Here is a 16,996-nt window from a genome sequence, read left to right as displayed (position 1 = left end):
AATGTAATGAATTTATTAGGTAAAACAAGAACCATTAATGCTATGCTGCAAAAAGCAGCGGGTAAACCAGTTAACTTTAAAGAAATGTCAGAAACACTTAGCAAGGTCATTGAAGCAAATGTATTCGTTGTAAGTCGCCGAGGGAAATTGCTTGGCTACGCCATTAATCAGCAAATTGAAAATGAGCGAATGAAACAAATGCTTGCTGATCGTCAATTCCCTGAGGAGTATACTCAAAACCTGTTTAATGTGCAAGAAACTTCTCCAAACCTGGATGTTAATAGTGAATATACTGCTTTCCCAGTTGAAAATAGAGAATTCTTCAAAAATGGGTTAACGACAATCGTTCCTATTATAGGTGGAGGAGAAAGACTTGGTACATTAATTCTTGCCCGTCTTGAAGCTAGCTTTGAAGATGATGATCTGATCATGGGTGAATATGGTGCAACAGTAGTAGGAATGGAAATTCTTCGTGAAAAAGCGGAAGAAATTGAAGTGGAAGCTAGAAGCAAGGCTGTCGTGCAAATGGCGATCAGTTCTTTATCATACAGTGAGCTTGAAGCGATTGAGCATATCTTTGAAGAGTTAAATGGTAATGAAGGTCTTCTGGTTGCTTCTAAAATTGCCGATAGAGTGGGAATTACCCGTTCTGTAATCGTCAATGCCCTTCGTAAATTAGAAAGTGCGGGAGTAATTGAATCTCGTTCCCTGGGAATGAAAGGTACTTACATTAAAGTATTAAACAATAAATTCTTAGTTGAGTTAGATAAGCTTCGGACAAACTAAAATTAAAAAAGCTGTTTCCTGTTAAAGGAAACAGCTTTTTTTGTTTACCTTTATTCATGTCGCTTCTGGGCGAAGCTCATCCGCTTTTGTGTCATCCAGCTCCTGGGCTTAGAGGCTCGAGGTCATAAGCCAGCCCACCAAAAAGGCAAAAAGCCGCCTTTCCGGTGGGCATGGCTTATGCTTGTCGCCTCTGGGCGAAGCCCATCCGCTTTTGTGTCATCCAGCTCCTGGGCTTAGAGGCTCGAGGTCATAAGCCATGCCCACCAAAAAGGCAAAAAGCCGCCTTTCCGGTGGGCATGGCTTATGCTTGTCGCCTCTGGGCGAAGCCCATCCGCTTTTGTGTCATCCAGCTCCGGGGCTTAGAGGCTCGAGGTCATAACCCAAGCCCACCAAAAAGGCAAAGTGCGCCTTTTTGGTGGGCTTGGGTTATGCTTGTCGCCTCTGGGCAAAGCCCCTCCGCTTTTGTAGTACAAATGGGCGGAAATGTCTGATTGTTTAGGGAAAATAAGTCGAATGGACTATTGGTAATCATTCATAAGGTATTGTCATATATGGCACGAATAGTACAATAAAGTTACAACAATGTTACGACTATTTTCGACAGTTAAATTAATTAAAATAACAGAGTGAGTTATATGATGACATTCACCTCTTGGCAGGTGATGTTTTCGTGTGTATAAGAGTGAAATAAGGTGAAAGAACCATCTTGAACGCACCTTCGTTGGATTTTATACCTATGAAAAGCGAATCGGTCAATTATATGTATGTGTAACATATATGTAATAAAATTAGTAAAATCCACAATAAATTGGAAGGATTTCCTTGGTAATTTAAGGGTAAAATATAGATTAAAAGTCACGAATTATTTGAATTTCGCCCTCGTTCTTGAAAATTTACGGAATATTCATAGACACTAATCTTGCTAAACATTACAATAAATACTGTTGCATGCTAAATTTGTAAAAAATAGTAGTATCTTGTCAAAAAAACGGATAGAGGTGCCTGAAGTGAAATTATTTTCCAACACTTTCACAACTCTGGAAAGAGGACTGAATTACGCCTCGTTAAATCAAAAAGTGATTTCTCAAAATATCGCCAATGTCGATACTCCAAATTATAAAGCAAAAGAAGTAGAATTTAAGACAATGCTAGACCAATCAGTTCAACAACTTGATGCCAAAAGAACAGATCAACGACATTTCACCTTTCACTCAAGTAGTCAACATCCAGCAGTTAAAACAAAAACAGCTTATCAATATAATCACAATGGAAATGGTGTGGATTTAGATCAGGAAATGTCAGAAATGGCTTCGAATCAAATCTATTTTAATGCCTTAACAGATCGAATAAATGGTAAGTTTAACAGTCTTCAAACGGTTGTAAGGGGTGGTAAATAATCATGGCGATATTTACAAGTATGAATACAACAGCATCTGCCCTTACTGCCCAACGCTTAAGAATGGATGTCATTTCATCAAACATGGCGAATGCAGACACAACAAGAGGAGAAATGGTGGGAGGAGAATGGCAGCCTTATAAGAGAAAATCTGTTGTGATGGTCCCAAAGGAAAATCAATTTTCATCATTTTTAAATAAAGCCATGAACACAAGGGACAATCACAATGTTGGAAGCGGGGTAAAGGTTTCCCGAATCGAAGAAGATGACGATACACCATTTAAAATGGTGTACGATCCAGAACATCCTGATGCGAATGGCGAGGGGTATGTGCAGCTTCCCAATGTTGATCCATTACGAGAAATGGTTGACCTCATATCGGCTACTCGTTCATATGAAGCAAATGTAACCGTATTTAATGCGAATAAAGCGATGTTAATGAAGTCTTTGGAAATCGGTAAATAGAAAGAGGTTATAGATTTATGGCAATACATAATATAGGTTCGATTAATCCTGGAGTTTTTAGTCCGTCAATTGCAAAAAAAAATGTCTCTCCTTCAGAAGCTACGGATAATTTCAGTCAATTACTTAAACAGTCCATTGACGAAGTGAATTCTATGCAAGTTCAATCAGATCAAATGACTGAGAAGCTTGTACGGGGAGAAAATGTTGATCTTCATCAAGTGATGATCGCATCACAAAAGGCAAGCATCACATTGCAAACGACCATGGAAGTGCGTAACAAAGTAGTAGAAGCATACCAAGAAATAATGAGAATGCCAATGTAGTAGACTCATTCAGTCATGTACCGGAGGATTGTAATGAATGAATCGTTTAAGAAATATACAGAACAGATAAAGTCATATTGGGTAAGCAGAACAAAAAAACAGAAAATAAGTATGGGAGCCACCTTCCTGATAACAGTCATTCTGATTACTGTTGTGAGCTTCTTTGCAACAAGAACGACTCTTGTTCCCCTATACAGCAATTTATCACCTTCAGAAACCGGAACGATAAAAGAAAATCTCGATGGTAGAGGAATCCCATCGGAGATTTCCGATGGTGGATCAACCATCATGGTTCCTAAAGAACAAGTAGATACACTGAAGGTTGAATTGGCTGCAGAAGGTATTCCTAACTCGGGTAGTATTGATTACTCCTTTTTTAGTCAAAATGCTGGGTTTGGGATGACTGATAATGAATTTAATGTGTTAAAGCTGGATGCGATGCAAACAGAACTTGCTCAACTCATGAAAGGAATCGAAGGGGTAAAGGATGCTAAAGTCATGATCAATCTTCCAGAAAAGCAGGTATTCTTAAATGATGACATACAACAAGCATCAGCTTCGATTGTATTAAATACAAAACCTGGTTTCACATTTGATCAAAAGCAGATTAAATCACTTTACCATCTGGTTTCCAAAAGTGTTCCTGATCTTCCTACAGAGAATATCGTCATCATGAATCAATTTTTTGAGTATTTCGACTTGGAATCTCAAAATAATTCCATGGGCGGAGGCAACTTTGCTCAACAAATGGATGTCAAGAAAGAAATTGAACGTGATATACAACGTCAAGTTCAGAATATGTTAGGCACATTGATTGGATTTAACAAAGTGGTTGTATCGGTTACAACTGATATAGATTTTACCCAGGAAAACCGTGAAGAAAACCTTGTTACACCAGTGGATGAAGAAAATATGGAAGGAATAGCCGTAAGCGCACAACGAATTACAGAAACTTTCTCGGGAGAAGGGGCAAACCCGGGTGGGACACCTGGAGCCGGTGATGCTAATGAGCCAACAAATACAGGGGATACTTATGGTTCCGGTTCAGAATCAAACGGTGATTATGAACGAATGGAGGAAACGATTAACAATGAAGTCAATCGTATCCGTAAAGAAGTAGTTGAGAGCCCATATAAAATAAGGGACCTTGGGATTCAGGTTATGGTGGAACCGCCAAATCCTGAAGAGATAAATTCCTTGCCACAAGATAGGGTGGATGATATCCGCCAAGTATTATCGACTATTGTACGAACTTCCATTGATAAGGAAGCGAACCCTGAATTAACAGACGAAGCAATAGAAGACAAAGTGATCGTCTCGGTTCAACCATTTAATGGAAAAGTTGATATGGCATCAGAAGAAAAATCTTTTCTTCCCTGGTGGACCTATGTGGTTGGAGGAATACTTCTTATTATCATTCTACTATTGGTATTTTTCCTGATTCGCTCTAGAAAGAAAGAAAAAATAGAAGAAATGGCATACGAAGAAACAAGGGAGCCTGTCCATATACCGGAAATTGAGCCTAAAGAAGAAACAGAAGGAACGATTCGCCGGAAACAACTTGAAAAAATGGCCAAAGAAAAGCCTGAAGAATTTGCAAAATTATTACGTACCTGGTTATCAGAGGATTAGGAGGGATTAATGTGGTGAGAAGAGAGAAAGACTTAACGGGAAAACAGAAAGCAGCCATCCTCCTGATCTCTCTTGGTCCTGATGTATCCGCATCAGTGTACAAGCATTTGTCAGAAGAAGAAATCGAAAAGTTGACGTTAGAGATATCCGGAGTTAAAAAGGTGGAGACTGAAGCGAAAGAGGATATCCTAGAAGAATTTCACCATATCGCCATTGCTCAAGATTATATCTCCCAGGGCGGAATTGGCTATGCCAAAACAGTATTAGAAAAAGCACTCGGATCAGAACAAGCATTGGCGATCATTAACCGATTAACTTCATCTTTACAAGTAAAGCCTTTTGACTTTGCACGGAGAGCCGATGCTGCTCAAATTCTCAACTTTATTCAAAACGAACACCCTCAAACCATTGCATTAATTCTATCTTATCTTGAACCACAGCAAGCAGGCCAAATTCTTTCTGAACTTCCTCAAGAAGTTCAAGCAGATATTGCCAGGAGAATCGCGATCATGGATGGAACTTCGCCGGAAGTGATAAGTGAAGTGGAAGCTATCCTTGAAAGAAAGCTTTCGGCTACTGTGACCCAGGATTATACGCAGACAGGTGGAGTTGAAGCGGTAGTGGAAGTGCTGAATGGTGTAGATCGTTCTACGGAAAAGACCATTCTGGATGCATTAGAAATACAAGATCCTGAATTAGCTGAGGAAATCAAGAAGAGAATGTTTGTGTTTGAAGACCTTGTCACCCTTGATGGGCGTTCCATTCAACGTGTCATTCGCGATTGTGATAACGAAGATCTCCTCCTGTCCCTTAAAGTATCAAGTGATGAGGTGAAAGAAGTGGTATTTAGAAACATGTCTAATCGCATGGTGGAAACGCTTAAAGAGGAAATGGAATTCATGGGGCCGGTTCGATTACGGGATGTAGAGGAAGCACAGTCACGGATTGTAGCGGTGATAAGACGGTTAGAGGATTCCGGTGAAATCATCATAGCCCGTGGTGGAGGAGACGATATTATTGTCTAGAATCATTAAATCCTCCATTGCTCGAACCAATGATGAAAATCAAAGACTGATTTCCCTTAAAAGGGTTAAGACAATAGAGGAATTCAAGCAACATGAAGACAACGACTTTGAAATGAACGCAGCGGGTAGGGAAAATCACATTATAGAGGAAGCGAATGAGAAAGCGGCTCGAATAATCGAAGAAGCGAAAGAGATGACTTTCCATGCTCAAAGTCAAATTGAACGTGAGAAAGAAAAGTGGCTGGTCGAGCGCGAGCAACTCATGCAGGAAGCCTATAATGCCGGATTTCTTCAAGGTGAAGAAGAGGGTAGAAACAAAGGTTATCAAGAATATCAACAGCGATTAATAGAAGCCAATGAAATGATCGAGAGAAATAAACAGCAGTATCAAGACTATATTCAAAATGCAGAGAAGGTCATTGTCAGCTTAGGGATTACATGTGCTGAGAAGATCATGAATCGGAAACTTCAGGAAGAACCCCATCATTTCTTTTCGATCGTGGAACGGGGATTAAAGGAGGTAAGGGATCTACCTCACATTCAAATTCATGTTCATCCGTCTAAGCATAAGCTTTTAGTTGAAAACAAAAATGAGCTTGAAGTCATGTTCCCCACGGATGTTCAGTGCTTTATTTATGCAAATGATGATCTTCAACCTGAGGAATGTTATATAGAAACCAATCAGGGACGTGTCATTGTGAGTGTGGACTCCCAATTAAGAGAGTTAAAGCATAAGCTTCTTCATTTTCTGGAAGGTGATGTTGAATGAAAGCAGCAGATCTCATTCACCATATCCCCAAGATTCCAACTTTCAAAAAGTTTGGAAAGGTAAAACGGGTTGTCGGGTTAATGATCGAATCTCAAGGGCCTGAAAGTTCTGTAGGTGAAGTCTGTCATATTCATATTTTCTCCCGGGGCAAACAAAAAGTGATTTTAGCAGAAGTGGTAGGGTTTAATGGTGAATTAGTGATCCTCATGCCTTATACCAATATGCAGGACATTTCTCCCGGCAGTTTAGTAGAAGGTACCGCAAAGTCATTAGAAATCAAAATTGGACCATCTTTAATAGGGAAGGTGATTGATTCCCTGGGACATCCACTCGATGGAAGTCACTTACCGAATGGCTTAAGTACGACATATACAGAACAAGATCCTCCCAATCCTTTATCTAGACCGCCCATTAACGAAAAAATGGAGGTTGGTGTAAAAGCCATCGACAGCATGCTGACTGTAGGCAAAGGACAAAGGGTCGGTATATTCGCTGGAAGTGGGGTAGGAAAAAGCACACTGCTTGGAATGATTGCCCGAAACACGAAAGCGGATTTAAATGTAATTGCGTTAATCGGTGAGCGGGGCAGGGAAGTAAGGGAATTTATTGAGAGAGACTTAGGAGAAGAAGGATTAAAGCGAACGATTGTAGTGGCAGCCACTTCAGATCAACCTGCACTAATGAGGATTAAAGGGGCCTTTACGGCGACTGCCATTGCGGAATATTTCCGAGATAAAGGAATGAACGTCATGCTCATGATGGATTCCGCGACACGTGTAGCGATGGCTCAGAGGGAAATCGGGTTGGCGGTCGGGGAACCACCGACCACTAAAGGTTACACGCCTTCTGTATTTGCTATTTTACCGAAACTATTAGAAAGAACAGGAACGAATGTACTCGGGAGCATTACAGCATTTTACACCGTGTTGGTAGATGGTGATGATTTAAATGAGCCTATTTCTGACACGGTTAGGGGAATACTCGATGGCCATATTGTGTTAGACCGTCAAATCGCAAATAGAGGTCAATATCCGGCTATCAATATTTTAAAAAGTGTGAGCAGGTTAATGAATCACCTGGCATCTATGGAACATTTACATGCCGCTACTAGAATAAGAGAGTTATTAAGTACTTATATGAACTCTGAGGATCTTATCCAAATTGGTGCATATAAAAAGGGTACTTCCCGTGAAGTTGATGAAGCCATCCAATACTATCCAGGTATCATCTCCTTCTTGAAGCAGGGAGTATACGAACAGGTTACTCTCCATGCAAGTGTTGATGAGCTTATAAAGCTATCGGAAAAAGGTGGATGAATCGAGTGAGTTATCAATACAGGTTTCAACGTATTTTAACGTTAAAGGAAAAAGAAAAAGATGAAGTGCAGGAAATGTACAGAGGTTCCATTGAAAAATTTGAAAAAGTAGCCGAGAAGCTTTATGAGTTTCTGAAAAAGAAAGAACATCTCGAACAACATCAAGAAACTAAATTGCAAAATGGTTTATCTGTACAGGATATCCGTCATCATCAACAGTTCATCACCAATCTTGAAAGAACCATTTCTTATTACCAGGACCTGGTGATACAAGCAAGGAACCGGATGAACTGGTATGAAGAAAAACTTGTAGATATGAATGTAGAAGTAAAGAAATACGAAAAGGTGAAGGAGAACGATCTCCATCGCTTTTTGCAAAGTAATAAACAAGTGGAAAGTAAACAATTAGATGAAGTATCAGTCGTTCAATATATGAAACGGGGAGTTAGGTGATTTCATGGCAAAGGTGATCGAAGAGGAAAACAAAGAGCAGTCCAGTCGTTTACAAAGAGTTGTGTTTATCATCTTCATTCCTCTCTTGTTTACTATAACCTTCGCTCTCGTAATCATGACAGTCGCAGGAATCAATGTATTTGAAAAAGCGCAATCATTCAGCTCAGATATCCCTTTTCTGGCTAATATCCTTCCTTCAAACGAAGCCCGGGAAGCAGACGAATTACATGAGCGAATGGTCTCACTTCAAGCTTCAATCGAAGATCAAGAGGCGAAAATAGCTCAGCTTCAGAATGAAGTAGATAAAAAAGACAGTGATAATGAACAACTGCAAGCTACCATTCAGCAGCAAAAAGAAGAGCTTGAAGAGTTACGGCAGATTGGTGAAGAAAACAAACGAGCCTTTAAAGAGGTAGTTAATACATTTGAATCCATGTCAGCAAAGAGTGCTGCCCCTGTTCTGATGAACATGGATGATGATGAGGCAATGAAGATTCTATCAAGTATCAAACCTGATACTCTAGCTGATATTTTAGAAAAAATGCCGCCGGAAGATGCTGCCAGATACACGGAGCTGCTCTCGACGGTGGAAAGATAGGCTAAGTCATGAGGAGGTGAAAAAGTGGAAATCGGAATAGGTACCCAAGCTCCCAACTCACCCATGGGGATGAGAAAGGAATCGAAGCTTTCTAAGAAAGAAATGGATGGGTTTTCGAAACTTTTAGGATTTGTATCGAGTCATGTTGTTGAAAGGGAAGAAGTAAAACAGCCGGAGACACTATCTCTTCTTGTTAGTCTGAAAGGCATCCTACGTGCAACAGAGCTTGATGAAGTTGGACTATCAAGCGGACAATTAGAAGACTTATCCCGATTAAAAGAATTTGACTTTGACCATATCGCTGAAATAGTTGGTGTGGATAAAGAAACGGTCAAAACACTTTTTTCTGAGCTTCAATCTGCTCTTATTGGGACTGAGCAATCCTCGTCTTCAACTGGTGATATTGCAGAGGATCTTCATGAAAACCTGTTGGGAACGATGCAGCTTCTGCAATCCGCATTAAAAAATGAGGTGGGGGGCTTAAGTGGAAAAGGGCCCATAGAAGAAGTAACCAAACTTGTAAAGGTCATTGAACTTTTGGCAGCTAACCGTGACTTACTTGTGGTGGAAGCATCAAAAGTGTCCGAGTTAAAAGACATGATGAAGATGGTTCAAGCGGGTGTAGATAACTCCCTGGCCAGGGAGTTTAATCAGGGGAAGGATTGGTCCCGGGTATTAAAAGATGCTTTTCAACGCCAAGCACCTGTGCAAACAATGGAAAAGCAGTCCTCAATAGAAGGGGGCACAGTGGAGAAGAAAAGCATTCAACCGATTCAGGCAAACCACATACACTTTGTTCTTCCGAAAACAGAATCCGTTTCCATGAGTCTTTCATCAGGAAATCGCTCCCTTCAATATGAACAATTTGTGAAAGAATTTCAAAATATCCTAAGTAAATCTCAAATGCTGTCACAGCCGAACATGAGTAAGCTGTTAATCAAGCTATATCCAGAGCAACTGGGCTCATTAAGGATCGAACTTCTACAACAAAACGGAGTGATGACTGCAAAAATATTAGCTTCAACGGCAACTGCGAAAGAAATGCTTGATTCTCAAATCCAAGGATTAAAGCATGCATTTACATCACAGAACCTTCAAGTAGAGAAGATTGAAATCTCACAGGCGTTAACAGATGCTGAGCGGCAATCTAAAGGGCAGTCACAACAACAGTCCTCACAACAGCAAAAGCAGAATCAACCCGACCATGGAGGAAGCCAGGAAGAAGAAAGAACTCAATCCTTTAAGGATTATCTCGTAAATACCGAAATATAGGTGATAATATGACGAAAATCGATCCGAGCTTACTTTATTCCACCGTCCAATCAAAACAGCGTGAAGGTGGAAAGGATATTTTGGGAAAAGATGACTTCCTGAAAATCCTGATGACACAATTACAGAATCAAGACCCGTTAAATCCGATGCAGGACAAAGACTTCATCGCGCAAATGGCTACCTTTTCATCATTAGAGCAGATGACGAACCTGACGAAAACAATGGAGAAATTTGTGGATAACCAAAGCCAAACACAATTGATCTCTTACAATCAATTTGTTGGGAAACAAGTGACATGGCATAAAATCATAGAATCTGAAGCGGGCGATGCACCTGAAATACAAGAAGGCCAGGGACTCGTAAAAGGAGTACGTTTTAAAGGTGACTCTGTTGAATTCATCATGGAGGACGGAGCAATCCTGACTCCCGGGAATATTTCACAAGTGAGTACGACGGATACTCCTGAAGCTTCTCTCGTAAATGCATCTTTACTAATAGGAAAGAACGTAACATGGAACAACGAAGATGGAGAGAAGAGCGGAATCGTTCAATCCGTTTCAAAGAAAGATTCACTCATTTGGTTTCATACAAAAGAAGGTGACAAAATTTCCAGTGATAAGTTAATTAAAATCGAATCTTAGGGAGTGGTTGTATGGAAAAGACATTCTTTCATCGTTCACCACAACCTATCGCACCAAATAATAAAACGAAAGCTATTACTAAACCCTCAAGGGCATCATCATTTGCTGCCCAATTAGATAAGGCAATACAACATGTACCTCACATACAGATTAGCAAACATGCAATGGTAAGGATGGAGCAACGGGGAATTTCTATTTCTCCACAAACATGGGAGAAGATAGGGGCGAAAATAAAAGAAGCAAAAACGAAGGGTGTCGGGGATTCGCTTGTGATTCTGAAAGATGCCGCGTTAATCGTAAGCGCTAAAAACAAAACGGTGATCACAGCTTTAGACCGTGACGAAGCACATTCTCAGATTTTCACCAACATTAATGGAACGATATTAATAGATTCATAGGCTGGACCTTTTATGGAGGCCTGTAGCTGTGGACTGATCGAAGCAGCTAATAAGAAAGGGGAAAAATTCATGCTACGTTCAATGTATTCGGGTATCAGTGGAATGAAAAACTTTCAAACAAAACTGGATGTAATCGGAAATAATATTGCAAATGTAAATACGTACGGGTATAAAAAAGGGCGTGTCACATTCCAGGATTTAATGAACCAAACCGTTTCAGGTGCGAGTAGAGCGACTGAAAACCGTGGAGGTCAAAATGCAAAGCAAGTAGGACTTGGGGCATCTCTGTCGTCTATTGATACGATTCAAACTCAAGGAAGTCTGCAGACAACAGGCAGATCCTTGGATGTAGCCATCTCGGGAGACGGATTTTTTGTTGTAAGACAAGGAAATAACGAAATGTTCACCCGTGCTGGAAACTTTTATTTAGATTCAAACGGAAACCTTGTAACAGGTCAAGGAAATCTTGTACAGGGGTATCCGGTCAACGATGACGGTGTAATAAATCAGAGTGGTGCGACTGATATCAAAATTGATACTAATACCACAATGGCACCACAGGCTACGAGCAAGGCGACTTATAATGGGAACTTAAAGTCTAGTGCCGTCGATGGTACCGTAGTCGAGCTTGAAACGAAGGTGAAGGATTCACTAGGTAAAGATATTAGTATTAAGTTAGTAATGGAGAAATCAGATCAGAATGAATGGGAAGTGACAATATCCAGTCTGACCGATGACGTTACAGTCGGCAATGGTCAAGAGACTGTTTTGGAATTTGACGAAGAAGGGAAATTAACTTCTCAAGTGCCTTTCCCTATAACATTAAATAATCAAACTGGTGCAAATCCTACCCAAACGATCAATCTGGATTTCTCCAAGATCACTCAGTTCGATAGCTCCTCCTCTGCTAATGTAGATACTGTTGACGGAAACTCAGAAGGGTACCTTGAAAGCTTCAACATAGGTTCTTCCGGTGAAGTGAACGGAGTATTTTCCAATGGTGAAGTGAGAGTATTAAGTCAACTGGCATTAGCTACTTTTTCTAATCCGGGTGGTTTGACAAAAGCCGGCAATAATCTGTTCCAGGCTTCTAATAACTCAGGTCTTCCGAATCAGGGATTAGCTGGAGAGGGAAGAGGGGCACTTCAGTCTGGAGCCCTCGAAATGTCCAACGTAGACCTATCCGAAGAATTCACTGAAATGATTACGGCTCAGCGTGGTTTCCAGGCAAATACACGTATCATTACAACGTCGGATGAAATCTTACAAGAGCTTGTAAACTTGAAACGTTAATTCGTTAAAAAGGGAGGAAGGGACTGACACCTAAGAGGTTTTACCTTAGGTTGAATCGGAGGATGGATGTCGGTTCTGAAATTTATGATCACGTTAACCAGACTGAATGGAAAGTCGTTTACGTTGAATGCTTTATACATAGAAACAGTAGAAGCTTTTCCGGACACTACGATTCTATTAACAAATGGCAGACGATATGTTGTGAAAGAAACGGTGGACGAGGTTGACTCACTTACACTTTCTTTCTTTCAAAAAGCAAATTTACTCAGCCTGCCCCATGAGGGAGGGAGTTTCAGTTGAAGAGTAAAGCCCTGACAATCATGATGATCTTATTGGTTACGATTACACTTGTCGGTGTGATTGCGTTAGTTGTCATTCTGAAGTTTTCAGGAGATGAAGAAACGAAAGAACCTTCCATTGAAGAAGTGATTGAAAATTCGGTGGACATACCTGAGACGACAACCAATTTAATGAGTAATGACTTCATTCGTATTTCCTTTAAGATTCAAACGGATAGTAAAAAAGCGAAAAGTGAGTTGGAAAAGAGAGATTTTCAAGTGAATAACATCATCATAGAAGAGCTTTCAGAATTGAAAGCAGAAGAACTGCAAGGGAAAAAAGGGAAAGAAATGATCGAAACGAAGGTTAAAGACAAGGTAAACTCCCTTATGCAAGAAGGAATGGTAGAAAAAGTGTATATCACCTCTATGATGATTCAATAAGATAGCTATTATGAGTGTTTGGAGGTGAAGTGGTGGCGAGTGAAATTTTATCTCAAAGTGAAATCGATGCTCTCTTGTCAGCTCTCAATACAGGAGAGATGAGCGCAGATGATTTCAAAAAAGAAGAAGAAGAGAAAAAAGTGAAAGTGTATGATTTTAAGAGAGCTTTACGGTTTTCTAAAGATCAAATCCGAAGTTTAACGAGAATACATGAGAACTTCGCCCGGATTTTGACCACATATTTCTCTGCTCAATTAAGAACTTATGTTCAAATAAATGTTGCTTCTGCTGACCAAATCCCATACGAAGAATTTATCCGTTCCGTTCCGAAAATGACCATCTTAAACGTATATGAATTACCTCCATTGGATGGAAGGATCCTTATGGAAATCAATCCGAATATTGCTTATTCGATGATGGATCGGGTGATGGGTGGAAGGGGAGTCAGCGTTAACAAAGTAGAGAATTTAACCGAAATTGAAACGAGAATTATGAGTCAGCTCTTTGAAAAGGCGTTTGAGAATTTAAGGGAAGCCTGGAGTACTGTGGCTGATGTAGATCCGCTTTTTGCGGAATTTGAAGTAAACCCTCAATTTCTTCAGATGGTTTCACCAAATGAAACGGTTGTGGTTATTTCATTAAACACTACGATTGGTGAAACAAGTGGAATGATTAACATCTGCATTCCACACGTTGTACTGGAACCGATCCTTCCGAAATTATCAGGAAGCTATTGGATGGAAAGCAAACGTAAAGAAAGTAAGCCGGAAGAAACGGCACATCTTGAAAGAAAAATCAAGAAAGCCCAAGTGCCAATGGTAGCTGAATTAGGACGTTCTGATATTTCAATTGAAGAGTTCCTTATGCTGGATATTGGTGATGTAATCGAAATGAACACCCGAATCGATGATCCTTTAACGATCAGAGTGGGTGAAATTCCTAAATTTACAGCTCAGCCAGGGAAGTCAAATAAGAAACTGGCCGTACAAATTTTAGATTCGTTGAAGGGGGGAGACGACGATGATGAGTGATGATATGTTATCACAAGATGAAATTGATGCGTTGCTTCGTGGTTCTGCAGAGCCTGAAGAGGAAACAGAGCGCAAAGAGATAAATAGCAATGATTACATTAGTTCTATGGAAGAGGATGCTTTAGGTGAAATAGGGAACATCTCCTTTGGGAGTTCTGCAACGGCTTTATCCACTTTGCTCAATCAGAAGGTTGAGATTACGACCCCTAAAGTAACGATCATTGACAAAAATTATTTAGAAGAGGAATTTCCTCATCCGTATGTCGCCATTCAAGTTCAATATACTGAGGGATTTTCAGGAGTGAACCTGTTGGTGATCAAACAATCAGATGCATCCATCATCGCTGACTTGATGCTTGGAGGAGATGGAAGGACCCCATCAGGTGATTTGGGGGAAATTCAGCTTAGTGCCGTTCAAGAGGCAATGAATCAAATGATGGGTTCTGCTGCAACATCCATGTCTACGGTATTTAGTAAGAAAGTGGATATTTCCCCACCTTCCATCGATTTGATGTATATACCTCAAGGAGAGGGAGAAGAAAACCTTCCTGATCAAGATCTATTAGTAAAAGTATCATTCTCATTGAAAATCGGAGATCTCATTGACTCGAGCATCATGCAGCTCTTGCCCTTAAGTTTTGCCAAGAGTCTGGTGGATGAATTAATGAATGGTGGAGCTACTGATGAAGTTGCAGCAGCGGTTACACCGACCGTGGAACATCCTACTGCTCCACAAGCAGAGCCATATAGCGGTATGTATGAGGAACCTGTCCATGCTTCCCATCAGCAGACATCTCATCAGCATTTGGGGGGACAAGGGGGGTATGGAGAAACCGTAAATGTACAACCCGCTACGTTTAGTAATTTTGAACCGACAACATTGGGTCAACAGGAAACAAAAAATTTGAATATGCTACTAGACATTCCTTTGCAGGTCACAGTTGAGCTCGGAAGGACGAACCGTTCGGTCAGGGACATACTTGAGTTATCATCTGGTTCCATAATAGAGCTTGATAAACTAGCAGGAGAACCGGTTGATATCCTTGTGAACAGTCAATTGATGGCTAAAGGAGAAGTAGTAGTGATAGATGAGAACTTTGGTGTCAGAATTACAGACATTGTAAGTCAAAGTGATCGTATTAAAAAACTTAAATAACCTAGACGATGATGGAGGATGACGTAATGGCTAATAAAATTCTAATTGTAGATGATGCGGCTTTTATGAGAATGATGATTAAAGATATTTTAACGAAAAATGGGTTTGATGTAGTAGGAGAGGCAGCCGATGGAAGTCAAGCTGTTGATAAATACAAGGAACTGAAACCTGACCTTGTCACCATGGATATTACGATGCCAGAAAAAGATGGTATTGCAGCTCTAAAGGAAATCAAAGCAGTCGACGCCGGTGCGAAAATCATTATGTGCTCTGCAATGGGTCAACAAGCAATGGTGATTGATGCCATACAAGCGGGTGCAAAGGATTTTATCGTTAAACCATTCCAGGCCGATCGTGTAATCGAAGCCATTCAAAAAGCTCTAAGCTAACGATTAGTAAGAAGGTGCATGTATTGAAAAAGATTCAAATTCTAGTGAGTCTTATTGTTTTTATCATTACTGCAAATGCTGTAAATCTAACAGCATTTGCAGAAGTGAATAATGTCAAGGACTGCATAGAACATCCAGAGAAATGCAATGAACAGCAAAATAATGAGGCTGACGCCTCTGAATCAGGTGTTGCTACCTCAGTTACTTTTTCGGATTATATTAAAATGATCTTTGCTCTTATCTTTGTAGTTGCTCTCATATATTTTTTGTTGAAATTTATAAATCAAAAAGGAAGATCCTTTCAACAAACAAAATTAATCAATCATTTAGGTGGAACGCCTCTTGGGGGAAATCGTTCTGTCCAAATGGTTAAGGTAGGCAAACAAGTACTGGTACTCGGTGTAGGAGAAGATATTCAGCTATTGAAAGAGATTCAGGATGAAAAAGAAAAAGAAGAGATACTATCCTTTTATCAGGACGCTCAATTTCCCGATGCCAAAACCGCCGTTTCCAGTTGGTTAGCAAAGGTAAAAAGTCCTTCTCAATCATCTAACACAAGCTCATTTCAATCACATTTGAAATCACAGCTTGAGGAAATGAAAAAAGGAAGAAAGAAGATGTTTAAGGATTTAAAGAATAAGGAGAATCATTCTGATGAATGAATTCATGGAGTTTTTTAATAGTAGTTCTGCAGATAATGTATCGACAAGTGTTAAGCTGCTATTACTATTTACCGTCCTTTCACTGGCACCCAGTATTCTGATATTAATGACATCTTTTACCCGGATCATGATTGTCCTATCCTTTGTCAGGACTTCTCTTGCCACACAGCAAATGCCACCGAATCAGGTATTGATTGGAATTTCTTTATTTCTTACGTTTTTTATCATGGCTCCAACTTTTCAAGAGGTAAACGATGAAGCATTGACTCCTCTTTTTAACGAAGAGATTAATCTTGAAGAAGCTTACGATAAGGCTTCGATCCCATTTAAAGAATTTATGAGTAAGCACACAAGACAAAAGGATTTAGAGTTGTTCTTACAATATTCCGGGGCTGAACGACCCGAATCTGTGGAAGACATTCCTCTTACATCCTTAGTACCGGCATTTGCGTTAAGTGAAATTAAGACGGCTTTTCAAATAGGATTTATGATTTTTATTCCTTTCTTAGTCATCGACATGGTAGTAGCGAGTGTCTTGATGTCCATGGGGATGATGATGCTCCCCCCTGTTATGATTTCATTGCCTTTCAAGATTTTACTGTTTGTGTTAGTAGATGGCTGGTATTTAGTAATAAAATCTCTTTTACAAAGTTTTTAAGTAGGTGAGTTT

21 protein-coding genes are annotated in these 16,996 nt (G+C 40.0%); all 21 read left to right on the top strand.

Annotation, left to right across the window (positions count from 1 at the left end):
- The first annotated feature begins 6 nt into the window (after positions 1 to 6).
- The 21 genes from codY (at position 7) to fliP (ending at position 16,984) form a co-directional block, all read left to right on the top strand.
- Positions 7 to 786, top strand: a complete 780-nt coding sequence (gene codY, locus AC6CIB_RS05600; RefSeq protein WP_148968731.1) for a GTP-sensing pleiotropic transcriptional regulator CodY — start codon at positions 7 to 9, stop codon at positions 784 to 786.
- A gap of 1,007 nt (positions 787 to 1,793) precedes the next feature.
- Positions 1,794 to 2,183: a flagellar basal body rod protein FlgB gene (gene flgB, locus AC6CIB_RS05595; RefSeq protein WP_498278537.1), complete on the top strand. Its 390-nt coding sequence runs from the start codon at positions 1,794 to 1,796 to the stop codon at positions 2,181 to 2,183.
- 2 nt (positions 2,184 to 2,185) lie between these two features.
- Complete coding sequence (flgC, locus tag AC6CIB_RS05590; protein WP_498278535.1) at positions 2,186 to 2,647, top strand: flagellar basal body rod protein FlgC; 462 nt, start codon at positions 2,186 to 2,188, stop codon at positions 2,645 to 2,647.
- Positions 2,648 to 2,664: 17 nt separating this feature from the next.
- Positions 2,665 to 2,970 (top strand): flagellar hook-basal body complex protein FliE, encoded by a 306-nt coding sequence (gene fliE / locus AC6CIB_RS05585; RefSeq protein WP_498278533.1) that lies wholly within the window; start codon positions 2,665 to 2,667, stop codon positions 2,968 to 2,970.
- Between the two features lie 33 nt (positions 2,971 to 3,003).
- Complete coding sequence (fliF, locus tag AC6CIB_RS05580) at positions 3,004 to 4,602, top strand: flagellar basal-body MS-ring/collar protein FliF (RefSeq protein ID WP_498278531.1); 1,599 nt, start codon at positions 3,004 to 3,006, stop codon at positions 4,600 to 4,602.
- Positions 4,603 to 4,613: 11 nt separating this feature from the next.
- Positions 4,614 to 5,627: a flagellar motor switch protein FliG gene (fliG, locus tag AC6CIB_RS05575; RefSeq protein ID WP_498278529.1), complete on the top strand. Its 1,014-nt coding sequence runs from the start codon at positions 4,614 to 4,616 to the stop codon at positions 5,625 to 5,627.
- The gene (gene fliH / locus AC6CIB_RS05570) at positions 5,620 to 6,396 is read left to right on the top strand and encodes a flagellar assembly protein FliH (RefSeq protein ID WP_498278527.1); all 777 of its coding nucleotides are present in this window, start codon (positions 5,620 to 5,622) and stop codon (positions 6,394 to 6,396) included. Before fliG ends, fliH begins: the two co-directional genes overlap by 8 nt.
- Entirely contained in the window at positions 6,393 to 7,712 is a 1,320-nt protein-coding gene (gene fliI, locus AC6CIB_RS05565; RefSeq protein WP_498278525.1) for a flagellar protein export ATPase FliI, read from the top strand. Before fliH ends, fliI begins: the two co-directional genes overlap by 4 nt.
- A gap of 5 nt (positions 7,713 to 7,717) precedes the next feature.
- Positions 7,718 to 8,164: a flagellar export protein FliJ gene (gene fliJ, locus AC6CIB_RS05560; RefSeq protein ID WP_498278523.1), complete on the top strand. Its 447-nt coding sequence runs from the start codon at positions 7,718 to 7,720 to the stop codon at positions 8,162 to 8,164.
- Positions 8,165 to 8,168: 4 nt separating this feature from the next.
- Entirely contained in the window at positions 8,169 to 8,762 is a 594-nt protein-coding gene (locus AC6CIB_RS05555) for a MotE family protein (RefSeq protein ID WP_498278521.1), read from the top strand.
- Between the two features lie 24 nt (positions 8,763 to 8,786).
- The gene (locus tag AC6CIB_RS05550; RefSeq protein ID WP_498278519.1) at positions 8,787 to 10,034 is read left to right on the top strand and encodes a flagellar hook-length control protein FliK; all 1,248 of its coding nucleotides are present in this window, start codon (positions 8,787 to 8,789) and stop codon (positions 10,032 to 10,034) included.
- An 8-nt stretch (positions 10,035 to 10,042) separates the two neighbouring features.
- On the top strand, positions 10,043 to 10,675 hold the full coding sequence (gene flgD, locus AC6CIB_RS05545) for a flagellar hook assembly protein FlgD (protein WP_498278517.1): 633 nt from the start codon (positions 10,043 to 10,045) through the stop codon (positions 10,673 to 10,675).
- An 11-nt stretch (positions 10,676 to 10,686) separates the two neighbouring features.
- Entirely contained in the window at positions 10,687 to 11,073 is a 387-nt protein-coding gene (locus tag AC6CIB_RS05540; RefSeq protein WP_498278515.1) for a TIGR02530 family flagellar biosynthesis protein, read from the top strand.
- A gap of 69 nt (positions 11,074 to 11,142) precedes the next feature.
- Positions 11,143 to 12,366, top strand: coding sequence for a flagellar hook protein FlgE (locus AC6CIB_RS05535; RefSeq protein WP_498278513.1), 1,224 nt, complete (start codon positions 11,143 to 11,145; stop codon positions 12,364 to 12,366).
- An 84-nt stretch (positions 12,367 to 12,450) separates the two neighbouring features.
- Complete coding sequence (locus tag AC6CIB_RS05530) at positions 12,451 to 12,666, top strand: flagellar FlbD family protein (RefSeq protein WP_498278678.1); 216 nt, start codon at positions 12,451 to 12,453, stop codon at positions 12,664 to 12,666.
- A complete protein-coding gene (gene fliL / locus AC6CIB_RS05525; RefSeq protein ID WP_149155514.1) occupies positions 12,663 to 13,088 on the top strand; it encodes a flagellar basal body-associated protein FliL in 426 nt (141 codons plus the stop codon). Before AC6CIB_RS05530 ends, fliL begins: the two co-directional genes overlap by 4 nt.
- Before the next feature lie 32 nt (positions 13,089 to 13,120).
- A complete protein-coding gene (fliM, locus tag AC6CIB_RS05520) occupies positions 13,121 to 14,119 on the top strand; it encodes a flagellar motor switch protein FliM (RefSeq protein ID WP_498278511.1) in 999 nt (332 codons plus the stop codon).
- Complete coding sequence (gene fliY, locus AC6CIB_RS05515) at positions 14,109 to 15,275, top strand: flagellar motor switch phosphatase FliY (RefSeq protein WP_498278509.1); 1,167 nt, start codon at positions 14,109 to 14,111, stop codon at positions 15,273 to 15,275. Before fliM ends, fliY begins: the two co-directional genes overlap by 11 nt.
- Positions 15,276 to 15,301: 26 nt before the next feature.
- A complete protein-coding gene (locus AC6CIB_RS05510; protein ID WP_113968213.1) occupies positions 15,302 to 15,664 on the top strand; it encodes a response regulator in 363 nt (120 codons plus the stop codon).
- A 23-nt stretch (positions 15,665 to 15,687) separates the two neighbouring features.
- Positions 15,688 to 16,326 (top strand): flagellar biosynthetic protein FliO, encoded by a 639-nt coding sequence (locus tag AC6CIB_RS05505; RefSeq protein WP_498278507.1) that lies wholly within the window; start codon positions 15,688 to 15,690, stop codon positions 16,324 to 16,326.
- Positions 16,319 to 16,984: a flagellar type III secretion system pore protein FliP gene (fliP, locus tag AC6CIB_RS05500; protein ID WP_044337390.1), complete on the top strand. Its 666-nt coding sequence runs from the start codon at positions 16,319 to 16,321 to the stop codon at positions 16,982 to 16,984. The genes AC6CIB_RS05505 and fliP overlap by 8 nt, the downstream gene beginning before the upstream one ends.
- The last annotated feature ends 12 nt before the right edge of the window (positions 16,985 to 16,996 follow it).

Source organism: Rossellomorea sp. GQ25 (assembly GCF_059758515.1).
This window is presented reverse-complemented; position numbering and strand designations above follow the sequence as displayed.

Bases quoted from the DNA above. Each gene is read 5' to 3' on its own strand.
- codY (WP_148968731.1), top strand. From the start codon at position 7: ATGAATTTATTAGGTAAAACAAGAACCATTAATGCTATGCTGCAAAAA.
- flgC (WP_498278535.1), top strand. From the start codon at position 2,186: ATGGCGATATTTACAAGTATGAATACAACAGCATCTGCCCTTACTGCC.
- fliE (WP_498278533.1), top strand. From the start codon at position 2,665: ATGGCAATACATAATATAGGTTCGATTAATCCTGGAGTTTTTAGTCCG.
- fliF (WP_498278531.1), top strand. From the start codon at position 3,004: ATGAATGAATCGTTTAAGAAATATACAGAACAGATAAAGTCATATTGG.
- fliI (WP_498278525.1), top strand. From the start codon at position 6,393: ATGAAAGCAGCAGATCTCATTCACCATATCCCCAAGATTCCAACTTTC.
- AC6CIB_RS05555 (WP_498278521.1), top strand. From the start codon at position 8,169: ATGGCAAAGGTGATCGAAGAGGAAAACAAAGAGCAGTCCAGTCGTTTA.
- flgD (WP_498278517.1), top strand. From the start codon at position 10,043: ATGACGAAAATCGATCCGAGCTTACTTTATTCCACCGTCCAATCAAAA.
- AC6CIB_RS05540 (WP_498278515.1), top strand. From the start codon at position 10,687: ATGGAAAAGACATTCTTTCATCGTTCACCACAACCTATCGCACCAAAT.
- AC6CIB_RS05535 (WP_498278513.1), top strand. From the start codon at position 11,143: ATGCTACGTTCAATGTATTCGGGTATCAGTGGAATGAAAAACTTTCAA.
- AC6CIB_RS05530 (WP_498278678.1), top strand. From the start codon at position 12,451: ATGATCACGTTAACCAGACTGAATGGAAAGTCGTTTACGTTGAATGCT.
- fliY (WP_498278509.1), top strand. From the start codon at position 14,109: ATGATGAGTGATGATATGTTATCACAAGATGAAATTGATGCGTTGCTT.
- AC6CIB_RS05510 (WP_113968213.1), top strand. From the start codon at position 15,302: ATGGCTAATAAAATTCTAATTGTAGATGATGCGGCTTTTATGAGAATG.
- fliP (WP_044337390.1), top strand. From the start codon at position 16,319: ATGAATGAATTCATGGAGTTTTTTAATAGTAGTTCTGCAGATAATGTA.